This window comes from Micromonospora sp. DT44 (assembly GCF_049841635.1).
In the GTDB taxonomy this organism is placed as follows: domain Bacteria; phylum Actinomycetota; class Actinomycetes; order Mycobacteriales; family Micromonosporaceae; genus Micromonospora.
This window is the reverse complement of the sequence record NZ_JBNCKS010000023.1, coordinates 81295-100626: the sequence shown is the minus strand read 5'-3', so window position 1 is coordinate 100626 and position 19332 is coordinate 81295. Positions and strand designations below refer to the sequence as shown.

At 71.4% G+C, this 19332-nt stretch carries 14 protein-coding genes and 1 rRNA gene; 9 read left to right on the top strand and 6 right to left on the bottom strand.

Annotated features, from left to right (window positions below; genetic code table 11):
- Window positions 1–75: ribosomal RNA gene (rrf, locus tag ACLQ25_RS15745) — 5S ribosomal RNA — on the top strand; the annotation flags it as partial.
- A gap of 191 nt (window positions 76–266) precedes the next feature.
- On the opposite strand, the gene ACLQ25_RS15740 is transcribed toward rrf, so the two are convergent.
- A complete protein-coding gene (locus tag ACLQ25_RS15740; protein ID WP_425731602.1) occupies window positions 267–953 on the bottom strand; it encodes a hypothetical protein in 687 nt (228 codons plus the stop codon).
- A 69-nt stretch (window positions 954–1022) separates the two neighbouring features.
- On the opposite strand from ACLQ25_RS15740, the gene ACLQ25_RS15735 reads away from it, so the two are divergent.
- The 3 genes from ACLQ25_RS15735 to ACLQ25_RS15725 are packed head-to-tail and all read left to right on the top strand — an operon-like array spanning window position 1023 to window position 5439.
- A complete protein-coding gene (locus tag ACLQ25_RS15735) occupies window positions 1023–3641 on the top strand; it encodes a valine--tRNA ligase (RefSeq protein WP_425731601.1) in 2619 nt (872 codons plus the stop codon).
- A complete protein-coding gene (locus ACLQ25_RS15730) occupies window positions 3638–4972 on the top strand; it encodes a bifunctional folylpolyglutamate synthase/dihydrofolate synthase (protein WP_425731600.1) in 1335 nt (444 codons plus the stop codon). The genes ACLQ25_RS15735 and ACLQ25_RS15730 overlap by 4 nt, the downstream gene beginning before the upstream one ends.
- Window positions 4969–5439, top strand: coding sequence for a DUF4233 domain-containing protein (locus ACLQ25_RS15725; protein ID WP_425731599.1), 471 nt, complete (start codon window positions 4969–4971; stop codon window positions 5437–5439). Before ACLQ25_RS15730 ends, ACLQ25_RS15725 begins: the two co-directional genes overlap by 4 nt.
- A 15-nt stretch (window positions 5440–5454) precedes the next feature.
- On the opposite strand, the gene ACLQ25_RS15720 is transcribed toward ACLQ25_RS15725, so the two are convergent.
- Window positions 5455–6930, bottom strand: a complete 1476-nt coding sequence (locus ACLQ25_RS15720) for a VOC family protein (RefSeq protein ID WP_425731598.1) — start codon at window positions 6928–6930, stop codon at window positions 5455–5457.
- 142 nt (window positions 6931–7072) lie between these two features.
- On the opposite strand from ACLQ25_RS15720, the gene ndk reads away from it, so the two are divergent.
- A complete protein-coding gene (ndk, locus tag ACLQ25_RS15715; RefSeq protein WP_357134476.1) occupies window positions 7073–7498 on the top strand; it encodes a nucleoside-diphosphate kinase in 426 nt (141 codons plus the stop codon).
- 13 nt (window positions 7499–7511) lie between these two features.
- Here the strand turns inward: ndk and sigJ are convergent, their stop codons facing one another.
- From sigJ to ACLQ25_RS15700, 3 genes are all read right to left on the bottom strand, one after another.
- The gene (sigJ, locus tag ACLQ25_RS15710; protein ID WP_425731597.1) at window positions 7512–8390 is read right to left on the bottom strand and encodes an RNA polymerase sigma factor SigJ; all 879 of its coding nucleotides are present in this window, start codon (window positions 8388–8390) and stop codon (window positions 7512–7514) included.
- Window positions 8387–8821, bottom strand: coding sequence for a carboxymuconolactone decarboxylase family protein (locus tag ACLQ25_RS15705; RefSeq protein ID WP_425731607.1), 435 nt, complete (start codon window positions 8819–8821; stop codon window positions 8387–8389). Before ACLQ25_RS15705 ends, sigJ begins: the two co-directional genes overlap by 4 nt.
- A 101-nt stretch (window positions 8822–8922) precedes the next feature.
- Complete coding sequence (locus tag ACLQ25_RS15700) at window positions 8923–10074, bottom strand: acyltransferase family protein (RefSeq protein WP_425731596.1); 1152 nt, start codon at window positions 10072–10074, stop codon at window positions 8923–8925.
- A gap of 531 nt (window positions 10075–10605) precedes the next feature.
- Between ACLQ25_RS15700 and ileS the strand changes: the two genes are divergently transcribed.
- Window positions 10606–13800 (top strand): isoleucine--tRNA ligase, encoded by a 3195-nt coding sequence (gene ileS, locus ACLQ25_RS15695; protein ID WP_425731595.1) that lies wholly within the window; start codon window positions 10606–10608, stop codon window positions 13798–13800.
- A gap of 96 nt (window positions 13801–13896) precedes the next feature.
- Window positions 13897–14586 carry a lysophospholipid acyltransferase family protein gene (locus tag ACLQ25_RS15690; RefSeq protein ID WP_425731594.1) on the top strand — a complete coding sequence of 230 codons (690 nt, stop codon included), beginning with the start codon at window positions 13897–13899 and terminating at the stop codon, window positions 14584–14586.
- A 48-nt stretch (window positions 14587–14634) separates the two neighbouring features.
- On the opposite strand, the gene ACLQ25_RS15685 is transcribed toward ACLQ25_RS15690, so the two are convergent.
- A complete protein-coding gene (locus tag ACLQ25_RS15685; protein ID WP_425731593.1) occupies window positions 14635–16227 on the bottom strand; it encodes a hypothetical protein in 1593 nt (530 codons plus the stop codon).
- Window positions 16228–16378: 151 nt separating this feature from the next.
- Between ACLQ25_RS15685 and ACLQ25_RS15680 the strand changes: the two genes are divergently transcribed.
- Together ACLQ25_RS15680 and ACLQ25_RS15675 are read left to right on the top strand one after the other, a co-directional pair.
- Complete coding sequence (locus ACLQ25_RS15680; protein ID WP_425731592.1) at window positions 16379–18382, top strand: TIGR03960 family B12-binding radical SAM protein; 2004 nt, start codon at window positions 16379–16381, stop codon at window positions 18380–18382.
- A gap of 168 nt (window positions 18383–18550) precedes the next feature.
- Window positions 18551–19270 carry a TIGR03936 family radical SAM-associated protein gene (locus ACLQ25_RS15675; RefSeq protein WP_425731606.1) on the top strand — a complete coding sequence of 240 codons (720 nt, stop codon included), beginning with the start codon at window positions 18551–18553 and terminating at the stop codon, window positions 19268–19270.
- Window positions 19271–19332 lie beyond the last annotated feature (62 nt).

Genomic DNA, 19332 nt, shown 5'->3' with positions numbered 1-19332 from the left:
AACCCGGAAGCTAAGCCCTCCAGCGCCGATGGTACTGCACTCGTGAGGGTGTGGGAGAGTAGGACACCGCCGGACAATCTTTCAGAAATGGCCACCCCTAACGGGGTGGCCATTTCTGCATTCCCACCCCCCTGTCCCGTGCCGCGCCCCGCCCAGTCCCGGTGATCATGAAGTTATTGCCATGACCCGCCGATGACAGTGGCAATAACTTCATGATCACCGGGACTGGGGCGGGGCACCGGGACCACGCGGGGAGTTGGAGCGGGTTAGGTTCGGGATTGCATTTCGTTGCGGAGGTCGGCCAGTAGGGCGCCTGCGTCGGTCACCGACCTGCCGGGGAACATCGCCATCACGACGCTGCCGTGGTCGGCCCAACCGCAGACCGCGAAGTCGCCGCCCTCACCACTCGTGCTGCCGCACTTCATGACACCACCCAGCTTGCCCGCGGGCACCTCGCGCAGCCCTGTCACCGCCCCGGTCTCGTCGGACATCAGGCCGAAGAGGCTGTCCAGGTCGCGCTCGGGCTGCCAGAGCAGCGTCGTGCCGCCGAAGACCAGGACGGCGCGCTTGTCGTCGGCGGGGTCGCGGTAGACGGTGCCGAAGCTCCCGTCCAGGTCGATGTCGGCGGCCAGGCCGCTGCGCAGGTAGTCCGCCGTGCTCTTGGCGCGCTCGCTGTCGTCCCGCGTCAACCCCGCCACCCGCTCGGGCGAGGTCAGCCGGGTGTCCTTCTGTTGCGCTACACGCCACCCACCGACCCCCAACACACCCGCGCCCGCGAGACCGACGACCAGGGCGACCGTCCAGCCGATCCTGCGACGGCGGGACCAGCCACCGGAGCGCTCGTCGGGGTCGCCGCCGGTGTCCCGAGTGCTCAGCTGGATCGGCTCCTCGGTCAGTTCGACCGGCTCGCGGCCGTGGTCGAGTGACCGCTCGGTGAGATGTGCGTCGGACATAGCCGACACCGTACGCGAACGACAGGTGGCGCACGTCAGGTCCGCAGAAGCCCTTCGTAGACTTGTCGGGTGACCGAGAGACTGGATGCCCAACGCCCCGACGCCCCGACCCTTGCCGGCCAGTACCAGCCCGGCGAGGTAGAGCAGCGGCGGTACGAGCAGTGGGTAGCCGCTGGGCACTTCCGGGCCTCCGCCGACAGCGACAAGCCCCCCTTCACCATCGTCATCCCGCCGCCGAACGTCACCGGCTCGCTGCACATGGGCCACGCGTTCGAGCACACGCTCATGGACGCCCTGACCCGGCGCAAGCGGATGCAGGGCTTCGAGGCGCTGTGGCTGCCCGGCATGGACCACGCCGGCATCGCCACCCAGAACCTGGTCGAGCGTCAGCTCGCCGCCGAAGGGTTGTCGCGGCACGACCTCGGTCGGGAGAAGTTCGTCGAGCGGGTCTGGCAGTGGAAGGCCGAGTCGGGTGGCAAGATCCTCGGCCAGATGCGCCGCCTCGGCGACTCCGTCGACTGGGAGCGGGAGCGCTTCACCATGGACGCCGGCCTGAGCCGCGCGGTCCAGACGATCTTCAAGAAGCTCTTCGACGACGGCCTGATCTACCGGGCCAACCGGATCATCAACTGGTGTCCGCGCTGCCTGACCGCACTGTCGGACATCGAGGTCGAGCACACTGACGACGACGGTGAGCTGATCTCGATCCGCTACAGCGACGAGGTCGTGGTGGCCACCACGCGGGCCGAGACGATGCTCGGCGACACCGCCGTGGCGGTGCACCCCGACGACGAGCGCTACCAGCACCTGATCGGCACCGAGGTCGAGCTGCCGCTCACCGGCCGGCGGATCCCGATCGTCGCCGACGCGCACGTCGACCCGTCCTTCGGCACCGGCATGGTCAAGGTGACCCCCGCCCACGACCCGAACGACTTCGAGATCGGCCAGCGGCACGACCTGCCCTCGCTGACCGTCATGGACGAGCGCGGAGTCATCACCGTGCCTGGCCCGTTCGAAGGGCTGGACCGGTTCGAGGCGCGGCCGGCGATCGTGGCCGCGCTGCGCGAGCAGGGCCGGATCGTCGCCGAGAAGCGCCCGTACGTGCACGCGGTCGGCCACTGTTCGCGCTGTAAGACGACCGTCGAGCCGCGGCTGTCGCTGCAGTGGTTCGTCAACACCGCCCCGCTCGCGCAGGCCGCCGGTGACGCGGTGCGCGACGGTCGGGTCCGTATCGAGCCGGCCGAGCTGGCGAAGCGCTACTTCGCCTGGGTCGACAACATGCACGACTGGTGCATCTCCCGCCAGCTCTGGTGGGGGCACCGCATCCCGGTCTGGTACGGCCCGGCCGGCGAGATCGTCTGTGTCGGCCCTGACGAGACGCCGCCGACCGGCGAGGGTTGGCACCAGGACGAGGACGTCCTCGACACCTGGTTCTCCAGCGGCCTGTGGCCGTTCTCCACCCTGGGCTGGCCGGAAGAGACCCCGGACCTGGCGAAGTTCTATCCGACCAGCGTGCTGGTCACCGGGTACGACATCCTGTTCTTCTGGGTCGCCCGGATGATGATGTTCGGCCTCTACGCGATGGACGGCCGGCCGCCGTTCGACGTGGTCGCGTTGCACGGCATGGTGCGCGACCAGTTCGGCAAGAAGATGTCGAAGTCGTTCGGCAACGTGGTCGACCCGCTGGACTGGATCGACAGGTACGGTGCCGACGCCACCCGGTTCACCCTGGCCCGGGGCGCGAACCCCGGCCAGGACGTGCCGGTCAGCGAGGAGTGGTGCCAGGGCTCGCGTAACTTCTGCAACAAGCTCTGGAACGCCACCCGGTTCGCCCTGATGAACGGCGCGCACACGACCGGCGACCTGCCGCCCGTCGAGCAGCTCTCCACCGTCGACCGGTGGGTCCTGTCCCGGCTGGCGCACGTCACCGCCGAGGTCGACGAGCAGTTCGAGGCGTACGAGTTCGCCAAGGTGTGTGACCTGCTCTACCACTTCGCCTGGGACGACGTCTGTGACTGGTACGTCGAGCTGAGCAAGCCGGTGCTCGCCGAGGGCGGTGAGCGGGCCGACGTGACCCGCCGGGTTCTCGGCCACGTCCTGGACCAGCTGCTGCGGCTGCTGCACCCGGTCATCCCGTTCGTCACCGAGGAGTTGTGGCTCGCGCTGACCGGCGGCGAGACGGTGCAGGCCGCCGCCTGGCCGGTGGCCGACCGGTCGCTGGTCGACGACGCCGCCGAGGTCGAGCTGGCCGCCGTGCAGCGGGTCGTCACCGAGATCCGCCGGTTCCGTTCCGACCAGGGGCTACGCCCGACGCAGCGGGTCGCGGCCCGCCTGGACGGGCTGACCGGGGCCGGCATCGCGGCCCACGAGCCGCTGATCCGGTCGCTGGTTCGCCTCGACCCCGCCGGTGACGACTTCCAGGCCAGCGCGACGTTGGCCATGCCCGGTGCGGTAGGTGTCGCGTTGGACACCCGGGGGTCGATCGACGTGGCCGCCGAGCGGGCCCGGCTGACCAAGGACCGCGCGGCCGCCCAGAAGGAGGTCGCGCAGGCCCGGGCGAAGCTCGACAACCCGGCCTTCATCGGCAAGGCCCCCGAGCCGGTCGTCGCGAAGATCCGCGACCGGCTCGCCACCGCCGAGGCCGACCTGGTCCGGATCGACGCCGCTCTGGAGACGCTTACCTCGTGACCGACCGTACCGATTTCGCCGCCGCCGAAGCCGAGCTGAACGCCCGCGGTTTCACCCGCATGGTGTTCGAGCTGGACCGCATCGAGTCGTTGCTCGACCTGCTCGGGAGTCCGCAGCGGGCGTACCCGTCGATCCACCTCACCGGCACCAACGGCAAGACGTCCACCGCACGGATGATCGACTCGCTGCTGCGGGCGTTCGGGCTGCACACCGGCAGGTACACGAGTCCGCACCTGGAGACCGTCCGGGAGCGGATCAGCCTGGACGGGGAACCGGTGAGCGAGGATCGCTTCGCCGCTGTGTACGGGGAGATCAAGCCGCTGGCGGAGCTGATCGACGCGCGCTCGGACGAGCCGCTGACGTACTTCGACATGACGACCGCGTTGGCGTTCGCCACGTTCGCCGACGCGCCCGTCGACATCGCCGTGGTCGAGGTGGGTCTCGGTGGCGCCGAGGACGCCACGAACGTCATCCAGGCCGGCGTCTGCGTGATCACTCCGATCGGCCTGGACCACACCGAGTGGCTCGGCGACACGCTCCAGGACATCGCGCTGGCCAAGGCCGGCATCATCCACCCGGGCGCCACCGTGATCTCGGCGGCGCAGGAGGAGGAGGCCGCGCGTCCCCTCCTCGAACGCTGCTCCGAGGTGGGGGCCACCCTCGCCCGCGAGGGCGCCGAGTTCGGCGTCCTGAGCCGGGCGGTCGCCGTCGGTGGGCAGGTGCTCAAGCTGCAGGGCCTCGGTGGCGTCTACGACGACGTGTTCATCCCCCTGCACGGCGCGCACCAGGCACAGAACGCGGCGGTGGCGCTCGCCGCCGTGGAGGCGTTCCTCGGTGCCGGGGCCCGCCGTCAGTTGGACGTCGAGGCCGTCCGGGAGGGGTTCGCGACGGCCAGCTCCCCGGGCCGGCTGGAGCGGGTCCGCAGCGCCCCGACCGTTCTGCTGGACGGTGCGCACAACCCGCACGGCATGGCCGCGACGGTGACCGCGCTGCATGAGGAGTTCGCGTTCAGCAAGCTGGTGGCGCTGGTGGGTGTCCTCGCCGACAAGGACGCGAGCAGCCTTCTGGAGCTGCTGGAGCCGGTGGCCGACGTCGTGGTGGTCACCCGCAACAGCTCGCCACGGGCGATGCCGACGAAGGAGCTCGCTGCGCTCGCCGTCGAGATCTTCGGCGAGGAGCGCGTCGAGGTGGCCGAGGAGGTGCCGGACGCGATCGAGCTGGCGGTCGCGCTGGCCGAGGAGGACGTACCCGGTGAGCTCAGCGGCGTCGGTGTCCTGGTGACGGGTTCGGTGGTCACGGTCGCCGACGCCCGCCGGCTGCTGAAGCGATGACCGTCCCCGAGCGCGACCCCCGCGCCACCGCCGACCCGACCGACCAGTCGCGCGCCGACGCCCAGGCGGGCGGGCCCGACCAGGGCGGGCCGGCATCGGGCGCGGGGGAGCCGGAGGCCGGGCAGGTACGGCGCTCTGGCCTGCGGAACCCGCAGGCAGCCGTACGGGGTCTCGGCGCGGGGACGCTCGGCTTGGAGGCGCTGGTGCTGCTGCTGGCCATCCAGCCGATCCGGGTGGTCGGGGGTGACCTGGGCGGCGCAGCGATCGCCGTGGTGGTGGCCCTGGCGGTGGCCGCCATCCTGCTGGCCGGCATGATGCGGCGTCCCTGGGCCTGGCACGCCGGCACCGTGTTGCAGGGCCTGCTGATGCTGGCCGGGCTGCTGCACTGGTCGCTGCTCGTGCTGGGCATCATCTTCGCGCTGGTCTGGGCGTACGCGCTGCACGTCCGCCGGGTCATCCTCGGCTGACGCCCGAGGGGCGGGTCAGGCGTCGGCGCGTTCTCGCCACTGGGTCAGGGCGATGCCGTGGCCGTCCGGGTCCCGGAAGGCCGCCGCCCACACCTCCAGCCTGCTGCCCCGGTTGACCACGCGTGGGGCGTACGTGAAGCGGACACCGGATCCGCGCAGCCGTCCGTACGCCGCCTCGATGTCGTCCACCTCGAGGTTGACGTGCACGAGCCGGCGACTGATGGGCGCCGCCCCGGTCACCTCGCGCAGCACCAGCCGGGTCGTGCCGAAGGCGAGCACCGCGTTGCCGGTGCCCTGGTCGACCTCGGAGAAGCCGAGCATGTTCCGGTAGAAACCGAGCGACCGGGCCAGGTCGGTGACCAGCAGGGTCAGGCCGACGCCGCTGATGGGACCGGCCGGGTCCGCCGCCGACGCTCCGTCGTACCCGAAGATCGCCTCGTCCAGGGCCTCGGCCGTGACGGTCGCGCGGGCCGCTCCCGCCGGGGTCGGGTCGTCCAGCGGCAGGTCCAGCGGGTCCAGCGGATCGGTAGCGAGCGGGCCGGTCCGCTGCGCCGGCGCGGCGTCGGTCGGCCGGTCCGCGCTCGGCGCGGACCGGGCCTGCGCTTCCGCGTCCACGCGATCGTCGTCGGACTCGGTGGCACGGACGTCGTCCGGGTCGGCCGGGTCGACGTCGGGCTGGTCGAAGTGCTCCTCGGCCGGCGGCCGGGGTGCGGGAGTGGCCCGGCGGGGCAGTCCCGCGCCGGGCTGTTTCTCGACAACGACGCCTTCGAGGACCACCGGGCCGCCCGGGGCCTGGCTCACCACCACCGGCTCGCGCTCGTCGGATACGACGGACCGGTCGTCGCGCAGGGGGTCGCCGCCGCGCGGGTCGCGGAACGGGTCGGGGCCGCGCGGGTCGCCGAACGGGTCAGGGCCGAACGGGTCGCCGCCGCGCGCGTCCCGGAAGTCGTCCTCGGCCGCGCGGTCCGCCCAGGGTGGGGCGTCCTGCTCGATCAGCACCTCGTCCACGGGGTCGATGTCGCCGAACTCGGGCGGCAGGTCCGCGACGGCCGCGGCGGTCTCGGCGTGGGTGGGCACCTCGTCCCAGAGGACCTTGACGTGCCGCTGGTCGTCGAGCGCGACCCGGATGGGCAGGGTCTGGCCCAACGACGGCCACTTGGAGACCGGCACCCGCGGCTCGATGATCTTCTTGGATCGGGGTGGCAGGCCGGGCGCGTCGATGACCAGTTGCAGCTCGCACCGGCCGAACGCGTACTGGGTGGGTGGTTCGGAGGCGCTGTGCACGTGCGCCACGCCGACCACCCAGGTGCGTCCGCCGCCCTTCACGGTGGCCAGCGCGATCGCCAGCACGAGCAGGGCGACGCCGAGCGCGACGATGGCCCAGCTGGTCATGCCCAGCCCGAAGAGGACGACGAAGGTGGCCACGGTGCCGAGCACCGTGCCGATCAGCTTGCGTACCGGCGCGATGGGCCGGTTCCCGCCATTCGCCACAGTGGACCTCCCGGGGGTCAGGGCCAGGCTAGGCCGGATCGGCCACCGGAGGAAAGACCGGCCGCCGCGCCGGCGCCGGGACCGGGTCGCTACGCTGACCGTACCGAGCCCAAGCGTTCTGCGCGTACAGGAGGAACCCAGCGTGTCCAACGACAGCCCGGAAGAGCGCAGCCTCGTGCTGATCAAGCCCGACGCGGTCCGCCGCGGCCTGGTCGGCGAGCTCCTCTCCCGCTTCGAGCGCAAAGGGCTGCGGATCGACGCGATGGTGCACCGGACCATGGACGCCGCGCTCGCGGACGCGCACTACGCCGAGCACGTCGACAAGGCGTTCTACCCGCCGCTGAAGGACTTCATGACCGGCGGTCCGCTGGTCGCCCTGGTCCTCTCCGGCGACCAGGTCATCGACGTGGTCCGTGGGCTGGTCGGCGCGACCGACGGCCGCAAGGCCGCCGCCGGGACCATCCGGGGCGACCTGTCGCTCTCCAACCGGGAGAACCTGGTGCACGCCTCCGACTCGCCGGACAGCGCCAAGCGCGAGATCGCGCTCTGGTTCCCCGAGCTGGGCTGACGACCTCACGATTTCAGGCGGCCGGGGGTAGCTTCTCCGGGTTGCCCACGACGTAGATCCCGGTGATCCGGCCGGCAGCGGCGGTGACGGTCATCGTGTACCGGCCGCCGTCGGAGCGGCGGGTCAGCAGGATGGCCGGTTCGCCGTTCAACTCGACCCGACGCGCCGTCCACTCGCGGCGGGGGCCGTAGATCCCGGCGTAGAACCGGGCGACCCGGTCGGCGCCGTGCAGCGGGTTGCGGGCGGAACGTACCCGGCCGCCGCCGTCGTTCCACGCCGTCACGTCCGCGGCCACCAGTCTGGTGAGCGTTGCCAGGTCGCCGTTTCGGGCGGCGGCGAGGAACGCCTCCAGTAACCGCTCACGCTCGGGCCGGCTGGCGGTGAAGCGGCGGTCCTCCTGGCGTACGTGCGTGGTCGCCCGGTGGTGCAACTGCCGGCAGTCCTCGGGGGTCCGGTCCAGGATCTCCGCGATCTCGGCGTACGGCAGGTCGAACGCGGTGCGCAGGACGTACACGGCACGCTCCGGCGGCGTGAGCCGTTCCAGCACATGCAGCAGCGCGGTGGACAGCGAGTCCCGTAGCTCCGCGCGGTCCAGCGGGCCGAACGGCGAGGGCTCGGTCGGCACCGGTTCGGGGAGCCACGGTCCGACGTACGTCTCGCGGGCCGCCTGCCGGGCCCGCAACTTGTCCAGCGCGAGCCGGGTCACCACCCGGGACAGGTAGCGGCGGGGCTCGGTCACCGTCGAGCGGTCCACGCCCAGCCAACGCAGGTACGCCTCCTGGAGCACGTCCTCGGCGTCGTGCCGACTGCCGAGCAGCCGGTAGGCGAGCCCGAGCAGCATCGGCCGGTGCGCCTGGAGCGCACCGGCCGCCTCTGCCGCCTCGGTGGTCACACCTGCGCCGGGGGCTCCGAGTGCGTCGTCACGGCGATGCGATTCCACACGTTGATTGTGGCGATCGCGAGGACCAGATCGGCAAGTTCCTTCTCCGAATAGACCTTCGCGGCGGCGTCCCACACCTCGTCCGACACTCCGTGCTCCCCGAGCCGGGTCACCGCGTCGGTGAGCGCCAGCGCGGCCTGCTCCCGCTCGTCGAAGAACGACAGCGCCTCCCGCCAGGCGGACACCGCGAACAGCCGCCGGCTCGACTCACCGGCGGCGAGTGCGTCCCGGCTGTGCATGTCCACGCAGTACGCGCAGCCGTTCAGCATCGACGCCCGCAGCTTGACCAGCTCCAGCACGGTGTGGTCGACGTTCGCCTGGACGTACTTCTCCAGGCCCGACACGGCCTGGTATCCCTGCGGTGCGACCTCGAAAAGGTTCATCCGTTGCACAGCAACCTCCTTGATCGGTTCGACACCGCTACGACGGTCCGGTCGGTCGCGCTGTGACAACCAGGGCTATGAGCCCGGTCACGTCGAGGGAGTCAGCCGCGGGTCGCGGGGACGGTGTCCGGGAGCACCTCGCGGGGGCGGGGGATCCGGACGGAACCGTCGACGTCGCCGGGTAGGCGGTCCCGGTCGCGGGGTGCGGGTCGGGACACCCGTGCGGCCAGCTCGCGACCCACCTTGATCATCGGTAGCTCGACCCAGCGGTAGAGCACGTCCGCGAGGACCAACGCCACCACCACGGCGGCCACGAAGATGCCGGTGCGGTGACTCCCGAGCGCGGGCAGCAGTCCGACCGCCGCGTGCGCCGCGATGGACTGGACCAGGTACATCGAGTACGACCGTTCGCCCACGAACACCAGCGGCCGCAGTCCCAGCACGCGGGCCAGGACGCCGCGCGACAGCAGAGCCGGCAACAGCAGCGCGGCCGCCGTCGCGTAGCAGCCGATCAACGCCTCCTGGCCGAAGCGGGCCGGCCAGTACCGCACGGCCACCTGCACCGCGGCGAAGGCCACGATCACCACGCTGGCGGTGACCGGGTGGGTCAGCGGCCGGAACAGGGCGAAGCCGCGCGGGTGGTGCATCAGCACGGCCGTCAGGCAGCCGAGCAGGATCGCCACGTAGTGGATGGGCCAGCTCAGCCAGGCGATCTGAGGGGGGATCAGCGCGACGAGGAGCACGAGGAGCCCGAGGGTCACGGCGAGCCGGCGACGGAAGGCGACGGTCACCAGCACGAAGGCGATCGCCGGCCAGAGCAGGTAGAACTTCTGCTCGATCCCGATCGTCCAGGAGTGCAGGTACGGGGCGTTGGCCGGCAGGAAGTCGTTGAGCAGCAGCAGGTAGTAGCGCAGCGAGCGTTCGACCGCGTCGGCGGTGCTGTTGAGCCGGGCCAGCGCCCAGGTCAGGAAGAGCACGAGCAGGTACACCGGCATGATCCGGAAGAACCGCCGCAGGTAGAAGGCGCGCAGCGAGATCCGACCGTAGCGGTGTTCCTCCCGCAACAGAAGCGTCGTGATCAGAAAGCCGGAGAGCACGAAGAACAGGTGTACGCCGATCCAGCCGGTCAACCAGGCCCACGACGGGCCGCCGAAGTGGAAGGCGAAGACCATCACGGCCGCGACGGCCCGCAGGCCGTCCAACGCGGGGAATCGACGCATGGCCTGGAACTCGTCGTGGTTCAGCGGACGCACCGGCGAAGTCTGCGCGAGCCCGTCACCGGGGTCAAGCCGCGCTGGCCGCGGGCTTGCGCCCCTCGGACAACAGGGCGGCGCCACTCTCTGGACCACCACCCTCCCAACCCCCCAACCCCACGGTCCCACCCCCGGGGCCTCGCCCTGTTGATCAAGAGGTTCGCGTCAGGATTCGGCGCGAATTTGACGCAAACCTCTTGATCACCGAGGGCGGGAATGGGTGGGGTGCGCGGGAGGGGTGGGGTGGGGGTTTAGTCGGGGGCGGGGGACGGGGTGGGTCTTGTATCGTTGGAGGCCGTAAGGCGATGACCCGGCTATCACCGGTGAGCCTCCGGAAGAACAGCCGGGTGACCGGCCCAGTAGAACCGGACGGGTCCGGCCCGTCACAGCCGACCAATGAGCGGGCGGTCGATCCTGACCGCCAAGCGGGGTGGTACCGCGGGCCACCCGGGGAGCGTCGTTGTCGGCGTACCCCGGACGGTTCGTCCTCGCAGACCCACGTTGAGTGAGCTGCGAGGAGAGCGACAGGCGATGGCCTATCCACTGCACGACCCCGCCGCCGGTGTTCCGGCGAGCCCGGACCTGCCCGCGGTCGAGCGCCGGGTGCTGGAGCACTGGACGGCCGACAAGACCTTCGAGGCCAGCATCGAGGCCCGTCCCGCCGGGACCGACGGCAAGAACGAGTACGTCTTCTACGACGGTCCGCCGTTCGCCAACGGCCTGCCGCACTACGGTCACCTGTTCACCGGGTACGTCAAGGACGTGGTGCCGCGCTACCAGACCATGCGCGGCCGGCACGTGGAGCGGCGCTTCGGCTGGGACTGCCACGGCCTGCCCGCCGAGGTGGTGGCCGAGAAGCAGCTCGGCATCACCAGCAAGGCCGAGATCATCGACCTGGGCGTGGCCCGGTTCAACGAGGCCTGTCGCACCTCGGTGCTGGAGTTCACCCAGGACTGGGAGCGCTACATCAACCGGCAGGCCCGGTGGGTCGACTTCACGAACGACTACAAGACCCTCGACCTGGACTACATGGAAAGCGTCATGTGGGCCTTCAAGACCCTGCACGACAAGGGTCTGATCTACGAGGGTTTCCGGGTGCTGGCGTACTGCTGGCGCTGCGAGACGCCGCTGTCGAACACCGAGACCCGGATGGACGACGTCTACCGGGACCGGCACGACCCGACGCTGACCGTGTGGTTCGGGCTGACCGCCGACGAGTCCGCCCCGGAGCTGTTGCGCGGGCCGGTCAAGCTCGGCGTCTGGACGACCACGCCGTGGACCCTGCCGTCGAATCTGGCGCTCGCCGTCGGCCCGGACATCGAGTACGCGGTGCTGGAGCACCGGGGCTCCCCCGACAGCGAGGGCAGTGGGGAGCGGTTCGTGGTGGGGGCGGCGCGGCTGGCCGCGTATGCCAAGGAACTGGACGGGTACGAGCAGGTCGGCACGGTGTACGGCCGGGACCTGGTCGGACGCCGCTACACGCCGCTGTTCGACTTCCTCGTCGACCAGGCGGGCGACAACGCGTACCAGGTGCTCGGGGCGGAGTTCGTCACCACCGAGGACGGCACCGGGATCGTGCACCTCGCCCCGGCGTTCGGCGAGGACGACCAGAACGTCTGCAACGCCGCCGGCATCCCCACCATCGTCACCGTGGATGACCACACGCGGTTCACCGCGCTGGTCCCGCCGTACCAGGGTGAGCAGGTCTTCGACGTCAACAAGCCGGTGATCCGGGAGCTGAAGGAGCGGGGGGTGGTGCTGCGGCAGGACACCTACACCCACTCGTACCCGCACTGCTGGCGCTGCGACACCCCGCTGGTCTACAAGGCGGTGTCGTCGTGGTTCGTGGCGGTGACCCAGTTCCGGGACCGGATGGTCGAGCTGAACCAGGAGATCAACTGGACGCCCGGCCACATCAAGGACGGCTCGTTCGGCAAGTGGCTGGCCAACGCCCGGGACTGGTCGATCAGCCGGAACCGGTTCTGGGGCTCGCCGATCCCGGCGTGGAAGTCCGACGACCCGAACTACCCGCGCCTGGACGTCTACGGCTCGCTGGCGGACATCGAGCGGGACTTCGGCGTACGCCTGAGCGACCTGCACCGGCCGGCGGTGGACGACCTGGTCCGCCCCAACCCGGACGACCCGACCGGTCAGTCGATGATGCGCCGGGTCCCCGAGGTGCTGGACTGCTGGTTCGAGTCCGGGTCGATGCCGTTCGCCCAGGTGCACTACCCGTTCGAGAACGCGGACTGGTTCGAGCACCACTACCCGGGTGACTTCATCGTCGAGTACATCGGGCAGACCCGCGGCTGGTTCTACACCATGCACGTGCTGGCCACCGCGCTGTTCGACCGGCCGGCGTTCCGCAACTGCCTGAGCCACGGCATCCTGCTCGGCTCGGACGGGCGCAAGATGTCCAAGAGCCTGCGCAACTACCCGGACGTCTACCACGTGTTCGACTCGTACGGGTCGGACGCGATGCGCTGGATGCTGATGTCCTCGCCGGTGCTGCGCGGCGGTGACATGGCCGTCACCGAGACGTTGATCCGGGACTCCGTACGGCAGGTGCTGCTGCCGCTGTGGAACGTCTGGTACTTCTTCTCGCTCTACGCCAACGCCGACGGATACCGGGCCAAGCGGAAGACCGACGCTGAGCCGACCGGCGGCCGGGACGCCGCGGGCACCCTGCTCGACCGGTACATCCTGGCGAAGACCAACGAGCTGGTGTCGACGGTCGGCGCGCAGATGGACGCGTACGACATCTCGGGCGCGTGCGCGACCGTCCGGTCCTACCTGGACGCGCTGACCAACTGGTACGTGCGCCGGTCCCGGGACCGGTTCTGGTCGGGTGACGCCAACGCCTTCGACACGCTGTCGACGGTGCTGGAGACGCTCTGCCGGGTGGTGGCGCCGCTCGCGCCGCTGACCGCGGAGGAGATCTGGCGTGGCCTGACGGGCGAGCGGTCGGTGCACCTGACCGACTGGCCGTCCGCCGAGGAGTTTCCGGCCGACCACGACCTGGTGGCGGCCATGGACAACGTACGGGCGGTCGCCTCGGCGGCGCTGTCGCTGCGCAAGGCCAAGGGGCTGCGCGTACGGCTGCCGCTGTCGACGTTGACCGTGGCGTCCCCGGTGGCCGAGCAACTGCGCCCGTTCGCCGACCTGATCGCCGACGAGGTCAACGTGAAGGCGGTGGAGTTCAGCGCCGAGCTGTCCGCGTACTGCGAGCAGGTGTTGACCGTGGTGCCCCGGGCGCTCGGCCCGCGCGTCGGCAAGCAGGTCCAGCAGGTGATCAAGGCGGTCAAGGCGGGCGACTGGGAGCTGGTCGAGGGCGCGCCGGTGGCGGCCGGCATCACCCTGGCCGAGGGCGAGTACGAGCTTCGTCTCGTGGCCGCCGACGCCGAGCACTCCGCGCCGCTGCCCGGTGGCGAGGGCGTGGTCGTCCTCGACACCGAGGTGACCCCCGAACTGGCCGCCGAGGGTCTGGCCCGCGACGTGGTGCGGGTGGTGCAGCAGGCCCGCCGCGACGCCGACCTGGACGTTTCGGACCGGATCGTGGTGTCGGTGTCGGCGTCCGACGAGGTGCGCGCCGCGGTGGGGGCGTACCTGGAGTTCGTGTCGGGTGAGGTGCTGGCCGACTCGGTCGACTTCGCCGAGGGCCTCGACGGTTTCGCCGGTGAGGTTGGCGAGGGCGAGCGGGTGACGGTCACCGTCCGTCGGTCGTAGAACACGCACGCGGACGCCTCCCACCTCCGTCGGCGAGGTGTGGGGGCGTCCGCTACCGTGACACCGCCTGCTCGCACCTCATCTGCCGGAGGACCAGTGCCCCTGCTCTACACCATCGGCAAGCTCACCGTGGCGCCCGCGCTGCGGTTGGCGTTCCGCCCGACCGTGGAGGGTCTGGAACACGTGCCGGAGACCGGCGGCGCGATCTTCGCCGGTAACCACCTCTCGGTGGCGGACGAGCTGTTCCTCGGCACGGTGGTGCCCCGGCACCTGGCGTTCTGGGCCAAGTCCGAGTACTTCACCGGCACCGGCGCGAAGGGCGCGTTCTCGAAGTTCGTCCTCACCGGTCTGGGCGCCATCCCGGTCGAACGGGCCGGTGGGCGTGCCGCGCTGTCCGCGTTCGACGCCGCGATCCCGGCGTTGCGGGGCGGTGACCTGGTGGTGGTCTATCCGGAGGGCACCCGCTCCCCGGACGGCAAGCTCTACCGGGGCCGGACGGGGGCGGCCCGGCTGGCCATCGCCGCCGGTGTGCCGATCATCCCGGTGGGCACGATCGGCACGGACAGGGCGCAGCCGATCGGGGCCCGGGTACCCCGCCCCGGCACTGCCAAGGTCACCGTGCGGTTCGGGAAGCCGCTGGACTTCACCGGCCGCCCGGACGATCGCACCTCGCTGCGGCAGATGACCGACGAGGTGATGAGCGAGATCCAGAAGCTCACGGGCCAGGAGTACATCCCCCGCTACGCCCCGAAGCGCGCCGACACCGACCCGGCCAGCGAGATCTGACCCCGCCCACGCCGTCCGGATGCCCGCCAGCGGCGGCACGGATGCCGCTCAGCCCTGCTTGGGCTGGACGATCTGCGTACGCAGGGTGTCGAGCAACGTCGCGCTGTCCGAGACGGAGAGCCGGGTGAACACGCCGGTGGCGATGCTGCCGTGGTCGACCGAGGTGCACACCACCACCTCACCCTCGGCTGGCCGGCCGATCGCGCAGCGCTCGTACCGACCCCGTACGCCGGTCCGCACCGTCTCGGGGGCCTCCAGCGCGTAGCGCTCACCGAGCCGCGTGATCTCCTCGTCCGCGTCCGCCTCGGGGGTCAGCCGGAAGCCGGTGCCGCCGAAGACCGTCACCTGCTTGCCGTCCGCCGTCCGGTAGACGCCCGCGAAGGTGTCCTCGGCGAGCAGGTGCTCCTGGCGTACCTCTCTCTCCAACTGCTTGGCCGTCTCGGAGCTGCTGTCGTCCTGCCGCAGGCTCAGGTCGGCGACCTGCTCGGGCAGCGCGACGCTGACCGGGTACTGGGACGAGATCGGCAGGCCGTAGTAGGCGGGGCAACCACAGCAGCAGGCCAGGCTGAGCAGCAGCAGCCACGGCCAGCGACGCCGCCGACGGCGTACCGGAGGAGGCGCGTACCCCTGGGGGTTCTCCCAGCCCGGCGGCGGCGTGGCCGAACGCCGGCCGCGACGCTGCTTCGGCACCCGGGCCGGCGGCGCCGGCCGGACCGGCGCGGCGGGTTGGGGCGGCGAGGCAGGTCGGGCGTGCGGTGGCGGGTAGGCGACCGGCGGCAGGTGGGCCGGCGGTGGCGGGTGGGCGGCGGGTTGGTGGTGGGGCGGCGGCGAGACGGGGTGCGTCCCGACCGGCGGCGGTGAGACGGGATGCGCGCCGACCGGCGGCCCGGGCCACTGCCGGGTGGCCGGCGGGACCGGGTAGCCCAGCGTCGGCGGCAGCGGAGGCAGCTCGGCGGACGGCAGGTCCCATCCGCCGGTGTCCACCCCGGCCCACGGGTCGACCGGGGTGCGGTGCTCGAGCGGCTGCTCCGGCAACGGCGGCGGCGGGGTCGGCTCGGCCGACTCCCCCCAGGCGCGCCGACGCGGCAGCGGAGGTGGAACCGACGCGGATCCGCTCCACCGGGGCGCGGGCGGCGCGGCGGGGGAGTCGGGGGAGTCGGGGCCGTCACCTACGCGCTCGCGGGCCGTGGGCTCAGGCCCGGCAGCCGGCCTCGTCTCGGCTGCGGGCTCCGGGGCAGTCGGGTGCGGCTCGGGCTTGTCGGCCGGGTCCGGCTCAGCCGGGGGCTGCTTCGCCGTCGGGTCGGGCTCGGCCGCCGGCTCGGACAGCGTCGGGTCCGGCTCGGCCGCCGGCTCCTTCGCCGTCTGGTCCGGCTCGGCTGCCGGCTCGGACAGCGTCGGGTCCGGCTCGGCTGCCGGCTCGGACAGCGTCGGGTCCGGCTTCGCCGCGGGCTCGGGCGTCGCCGCCTCCGCCGGGGCGGCGGCGGTCGGTTCGACCGGGGGCTCGGGGCCGTCGGGGGTGGCAGGCTGATCCGGGGGTACGGGTGGGGAGGTCGACTCGTCGGCGACCGCCGGCGCGTCGTCCGGCTTCGGGCCAGGGGTGCGCCCGTCGGCCGGCCGTGCTCCCGGCTGGGGCTCCGGCATCGCGGCAATCTCCTCTCGCGCCGGTCCGAGGTTAGTACCGTGCCGCCACCACCGCCGCCCGGGCACCGGGGCGCGGGCCCGGGGCGGCCGGTCGGCCGGCATCGTGGCGTGCGCGCGGTCACCGACGGGCGGGCGCGTACCCTTGGGCATCATGAGTGCCCCGTCCACGACGCCGCGTGCGGCCGCGACCAATTCGGGCGACGTTTCCAGCTCGGAGCCGTCGATCTGGCCCCGGCTCGAGCCGTTGCTCCCGCAGATCTCCAAGCCGATCCAGTACGTCGGCGGTGAGCTGGGCGCGGTCGTCAAGGACTGGGACGCGGCGACGGTGCGCTGGGCGCTGATGTATCCCGACGCGTACGAGGTGGGCCTGCCCAACCAGGGTGTGCAGATCCTCTACGAGGTGCTCAACGAGCTGCCCGACACCCTCGCCGAGCGGACGTACGCGGTCTGGCCCGACCTGGAGAGCCTGATGCGCACGCACGGCGTGCCGCAGTTCACCGTCGACGCGCACCGGCCGGTGCGCAAGTTCGACGTGTTCGGCATCTCCTTCTCCACCGAGCTGGGCTACACCAACATGCTCACGGCGATCGACCTGGCCGGCATTCCGCTGCTGGCCGTCGACCGTACCGACGCCGACCCGGTGATCGTGGCCGGCGGGCACGCCGCGTTCAACCCGGAGCCGATCGCCGACTTCATCGACGCCGCCGTGCTCGGCGACGGCGAGGAGGCCGTCCTGGAGATCACCGCGATCGTCCGGGAGTGGAAGGCCGAGGGCTCCCCGGGGGGCCGCGACGAACTGCTGCTGCGGCTGGCCCGTACCGAGAGCGTCTACGTGCCGCGCTTCTACGACGTCGACTACCTGCCGGACGGGCGGATCCAGCGGGTCGTGCCGAACCGGGCGGACGTGCCGTTCCGGGTGCACAAGCGCACGACGATGGACCTGGACGCGTGGCCGTACCCGAAGAAGCCCCTCGTGCCGCTCGCCGAGACGGTGCACGAACGGTACGCGGTGGAGATCTTCCGGGGCTGCACCCGGGGCTGCCGCTTCTGCCAGGCCGGCATGATTACGCGCCCGGTGCGGGAGCGGTCGATCACCACCGTGGGGCAGATGGTGCGTGAGGGCCTGGAGTTCTCCGGCTTCAACGAGGTGGGCCTGCTGTCCCTCTCCTCGGCCGACCACTCCGAGATCGGCGACATGTGCTCGGGCCTGGCCCAGCAGTACGAGGGCACGAACGTCTCGCTGTCGCTGCCGTCGACCCGGGTGGACGCCTTCAACATCGACCTCGCGCAGGAGCTGTCCCGCAACGGGCGGCGTACCGGTCTGACCTTCGCCCCGGAGGGCGGGTCGGAGCGGATCCGCAAGGTCATCAACAAGATGGTGTCGAAGGAAGACCTGATCCGCACGGTCGTCACCGCCTACAGCAACGGTTGGCGGCAGGTGAAGCTCTACTTCATGTGCGGCCTGCCCACCGAGACCGACGAGGACGTCCTCGAGATCGCGGAGATGGCCCACGAGGTGATCCGGGCCGGTCGGGCCGCCACCGGCTCCAAGGACATCCGCTGCACGGTTTCCATCGGTGGGTTCGTGCCGAAGCCGCACACCCCGTTCCAGTGGGCCGCGATGGACCGTCCGGAGGTCATCGACCACCGGCTCAAGATCCTCAAGCAGGCCATCAACTCGGACCGCTCGCTGGGCCGGGCCATCGGCTACCGCTACCACGACGGCGAGCCGTCGCTCATCGAAGGCCTGCTCTCCCGGGGTGACCGCCGCGTCGGCTCGGTGATCCGCAAGGTCTGGGAGAACGGCGGCCGGTTCGACGGGTGGAGCGAGCACTTCTCGTACCAGCGCTGGGTGGACGCGGCGGCCGAGACGCTGCCCGCGTTCGGGGTGGACCTCGACTGGTACACCACCCGCCAGCGCGACGAGCTGGAGGTCCTGCCCTGGGACCACCTGGACTCGGGCCTGGACAAGGACTGGCTCTGGCAGGACTGGCAGGATTCGGTCAGCGGGTTCGAGCAGGACGACTGTCGGTGGACCCCGTGCTTCGACTGCGGCGTCTGCCCCTCCATGGACACCGAGATCCAGATCGGCCCGACGGGCAAGAAACTCCTCCCCCTGACGCCGATCACCCCCCTGAAGACCCCCGCCTCCTGACCGACCCCAGCGGGTCGCTCGCGTCGATCATGAAGTTGTTGCCCGCGCCACGGCGTGTCGTCGACAATAACTTCATGATCAACGAGGTGCTGAGTTTCGAGGAGCGAGACGATCAGTAAGAGAAACCAGCCGGAGGGTGGGCAGGCGCCGGTCGTCCAGCGCGCCCGCATCCGGTACGCCAAGCGCGGGCCGCTGCGGTTCACCTCGCACCGGGACTTCGCCCGGGCCTTCGAGCGCGCACTGCGTCGTGCCGCCGTACCGATCGCGTTCTCCCAGGGCTTCACCCCGCACCCGAAGATCTCCTACGCCAGCGCCGCTCCGACCGGGGTGGCCAGCGAGGCGGAGTACCTGGAGATCGGCCTTCAGGCCCTGGTCGACCCGGAGGCGCTGCGCGCCGCGCTCGACGCCGCGCTCTCGCCCGGGCTGGACGTGCTGGAGGTGGTGATCGCCGAGGGTGGCAGCCTGGCCGACCGGATCGAGGCGTCGCACTGGCACATCGAGCTGCCCGAGGTCGACACGGCGACCCTGCGCGCCGCCGTGGACGCTTTCACCGCCGCCGACGAGGTTCTGGTCGAGCGGATGACCAAGCAGGGACGACGCACCTTCGACGCCCGCGGGGCAGTCATATCGATCGATGTCCTTACCCCGGCGCAGACGCCTTCCGAGGTGCCGGCCGTACCGTGTGCGATACTCGAACTGGTCGTACGGCAGGTCACTCCGTCCGTACGGCCCGATGACGTCCTTTCCGGCCTCCGCGTGGTGGCCGACCTGGAGCCGCCGGTCTCACCGAGGGTGACCCGGCTGGCTCAGGGCACGCTGACCGCGCAGGGTGCGATCGTGGATCCGTTGGATGCGGACCGCGGCGGGGCAGCCATCGTTGGGCACTGACCGACGGTCAGTGCTCTTGCAGGCAGACTTCGGCGGTCGCGCACCACGCGCGCCCGGCGGAA

What these genes read in the sequence shown, in the direction of transcription:
- ACLQ25_RS15740 (WP_425731602.1), bottom strand. Translation starts at nt 953, where the DNA reads ATGTCCGACGCACATCTCACCGAGCGGTCACTCGACCACGGCCGCGAG.
- ACLQ25_RS15725 (WP_425731599.1), top strand. Translation starts at nt 4,969, where the DNA reads ATGACCGTCCCCGAGCGCGACCCCCGCGCCACCGCCGACCCGACCGAC.
- ACLQ25_RS15705 (WP_425731607.1), bottom strand. Translation starts at nt 8,821, where the DNA reads ATGAACCTTTTCGAGGTCGCACCGCAGGGATACCAGGCCGTGTCGGGC.
- ileS (WP_425731595.1), top strand. Translation starts at nt 10,606, where the DNA reads ATGGCCTATCCACTGCACGACCCCGCCGCCGGTGTTCCGGCGAGCCCG.
- ACLQ25_RS15685 (WP_425731593.1), bottom strand. Translation starts at nt 16,227, where the DNA reads ATGCCGGAGCCCCAGCCGGGAGCACGGCCGGCCGACGGGCGCACCCCT.
- ACLQ25_RS15680 (WP_425731592.1), top strand. Translation starts at nt 16,379, where the DNA reads ATGAGTGCCCCGTCCACGACGCCGCGTGCGGCCGCGACCAATTCGGGC.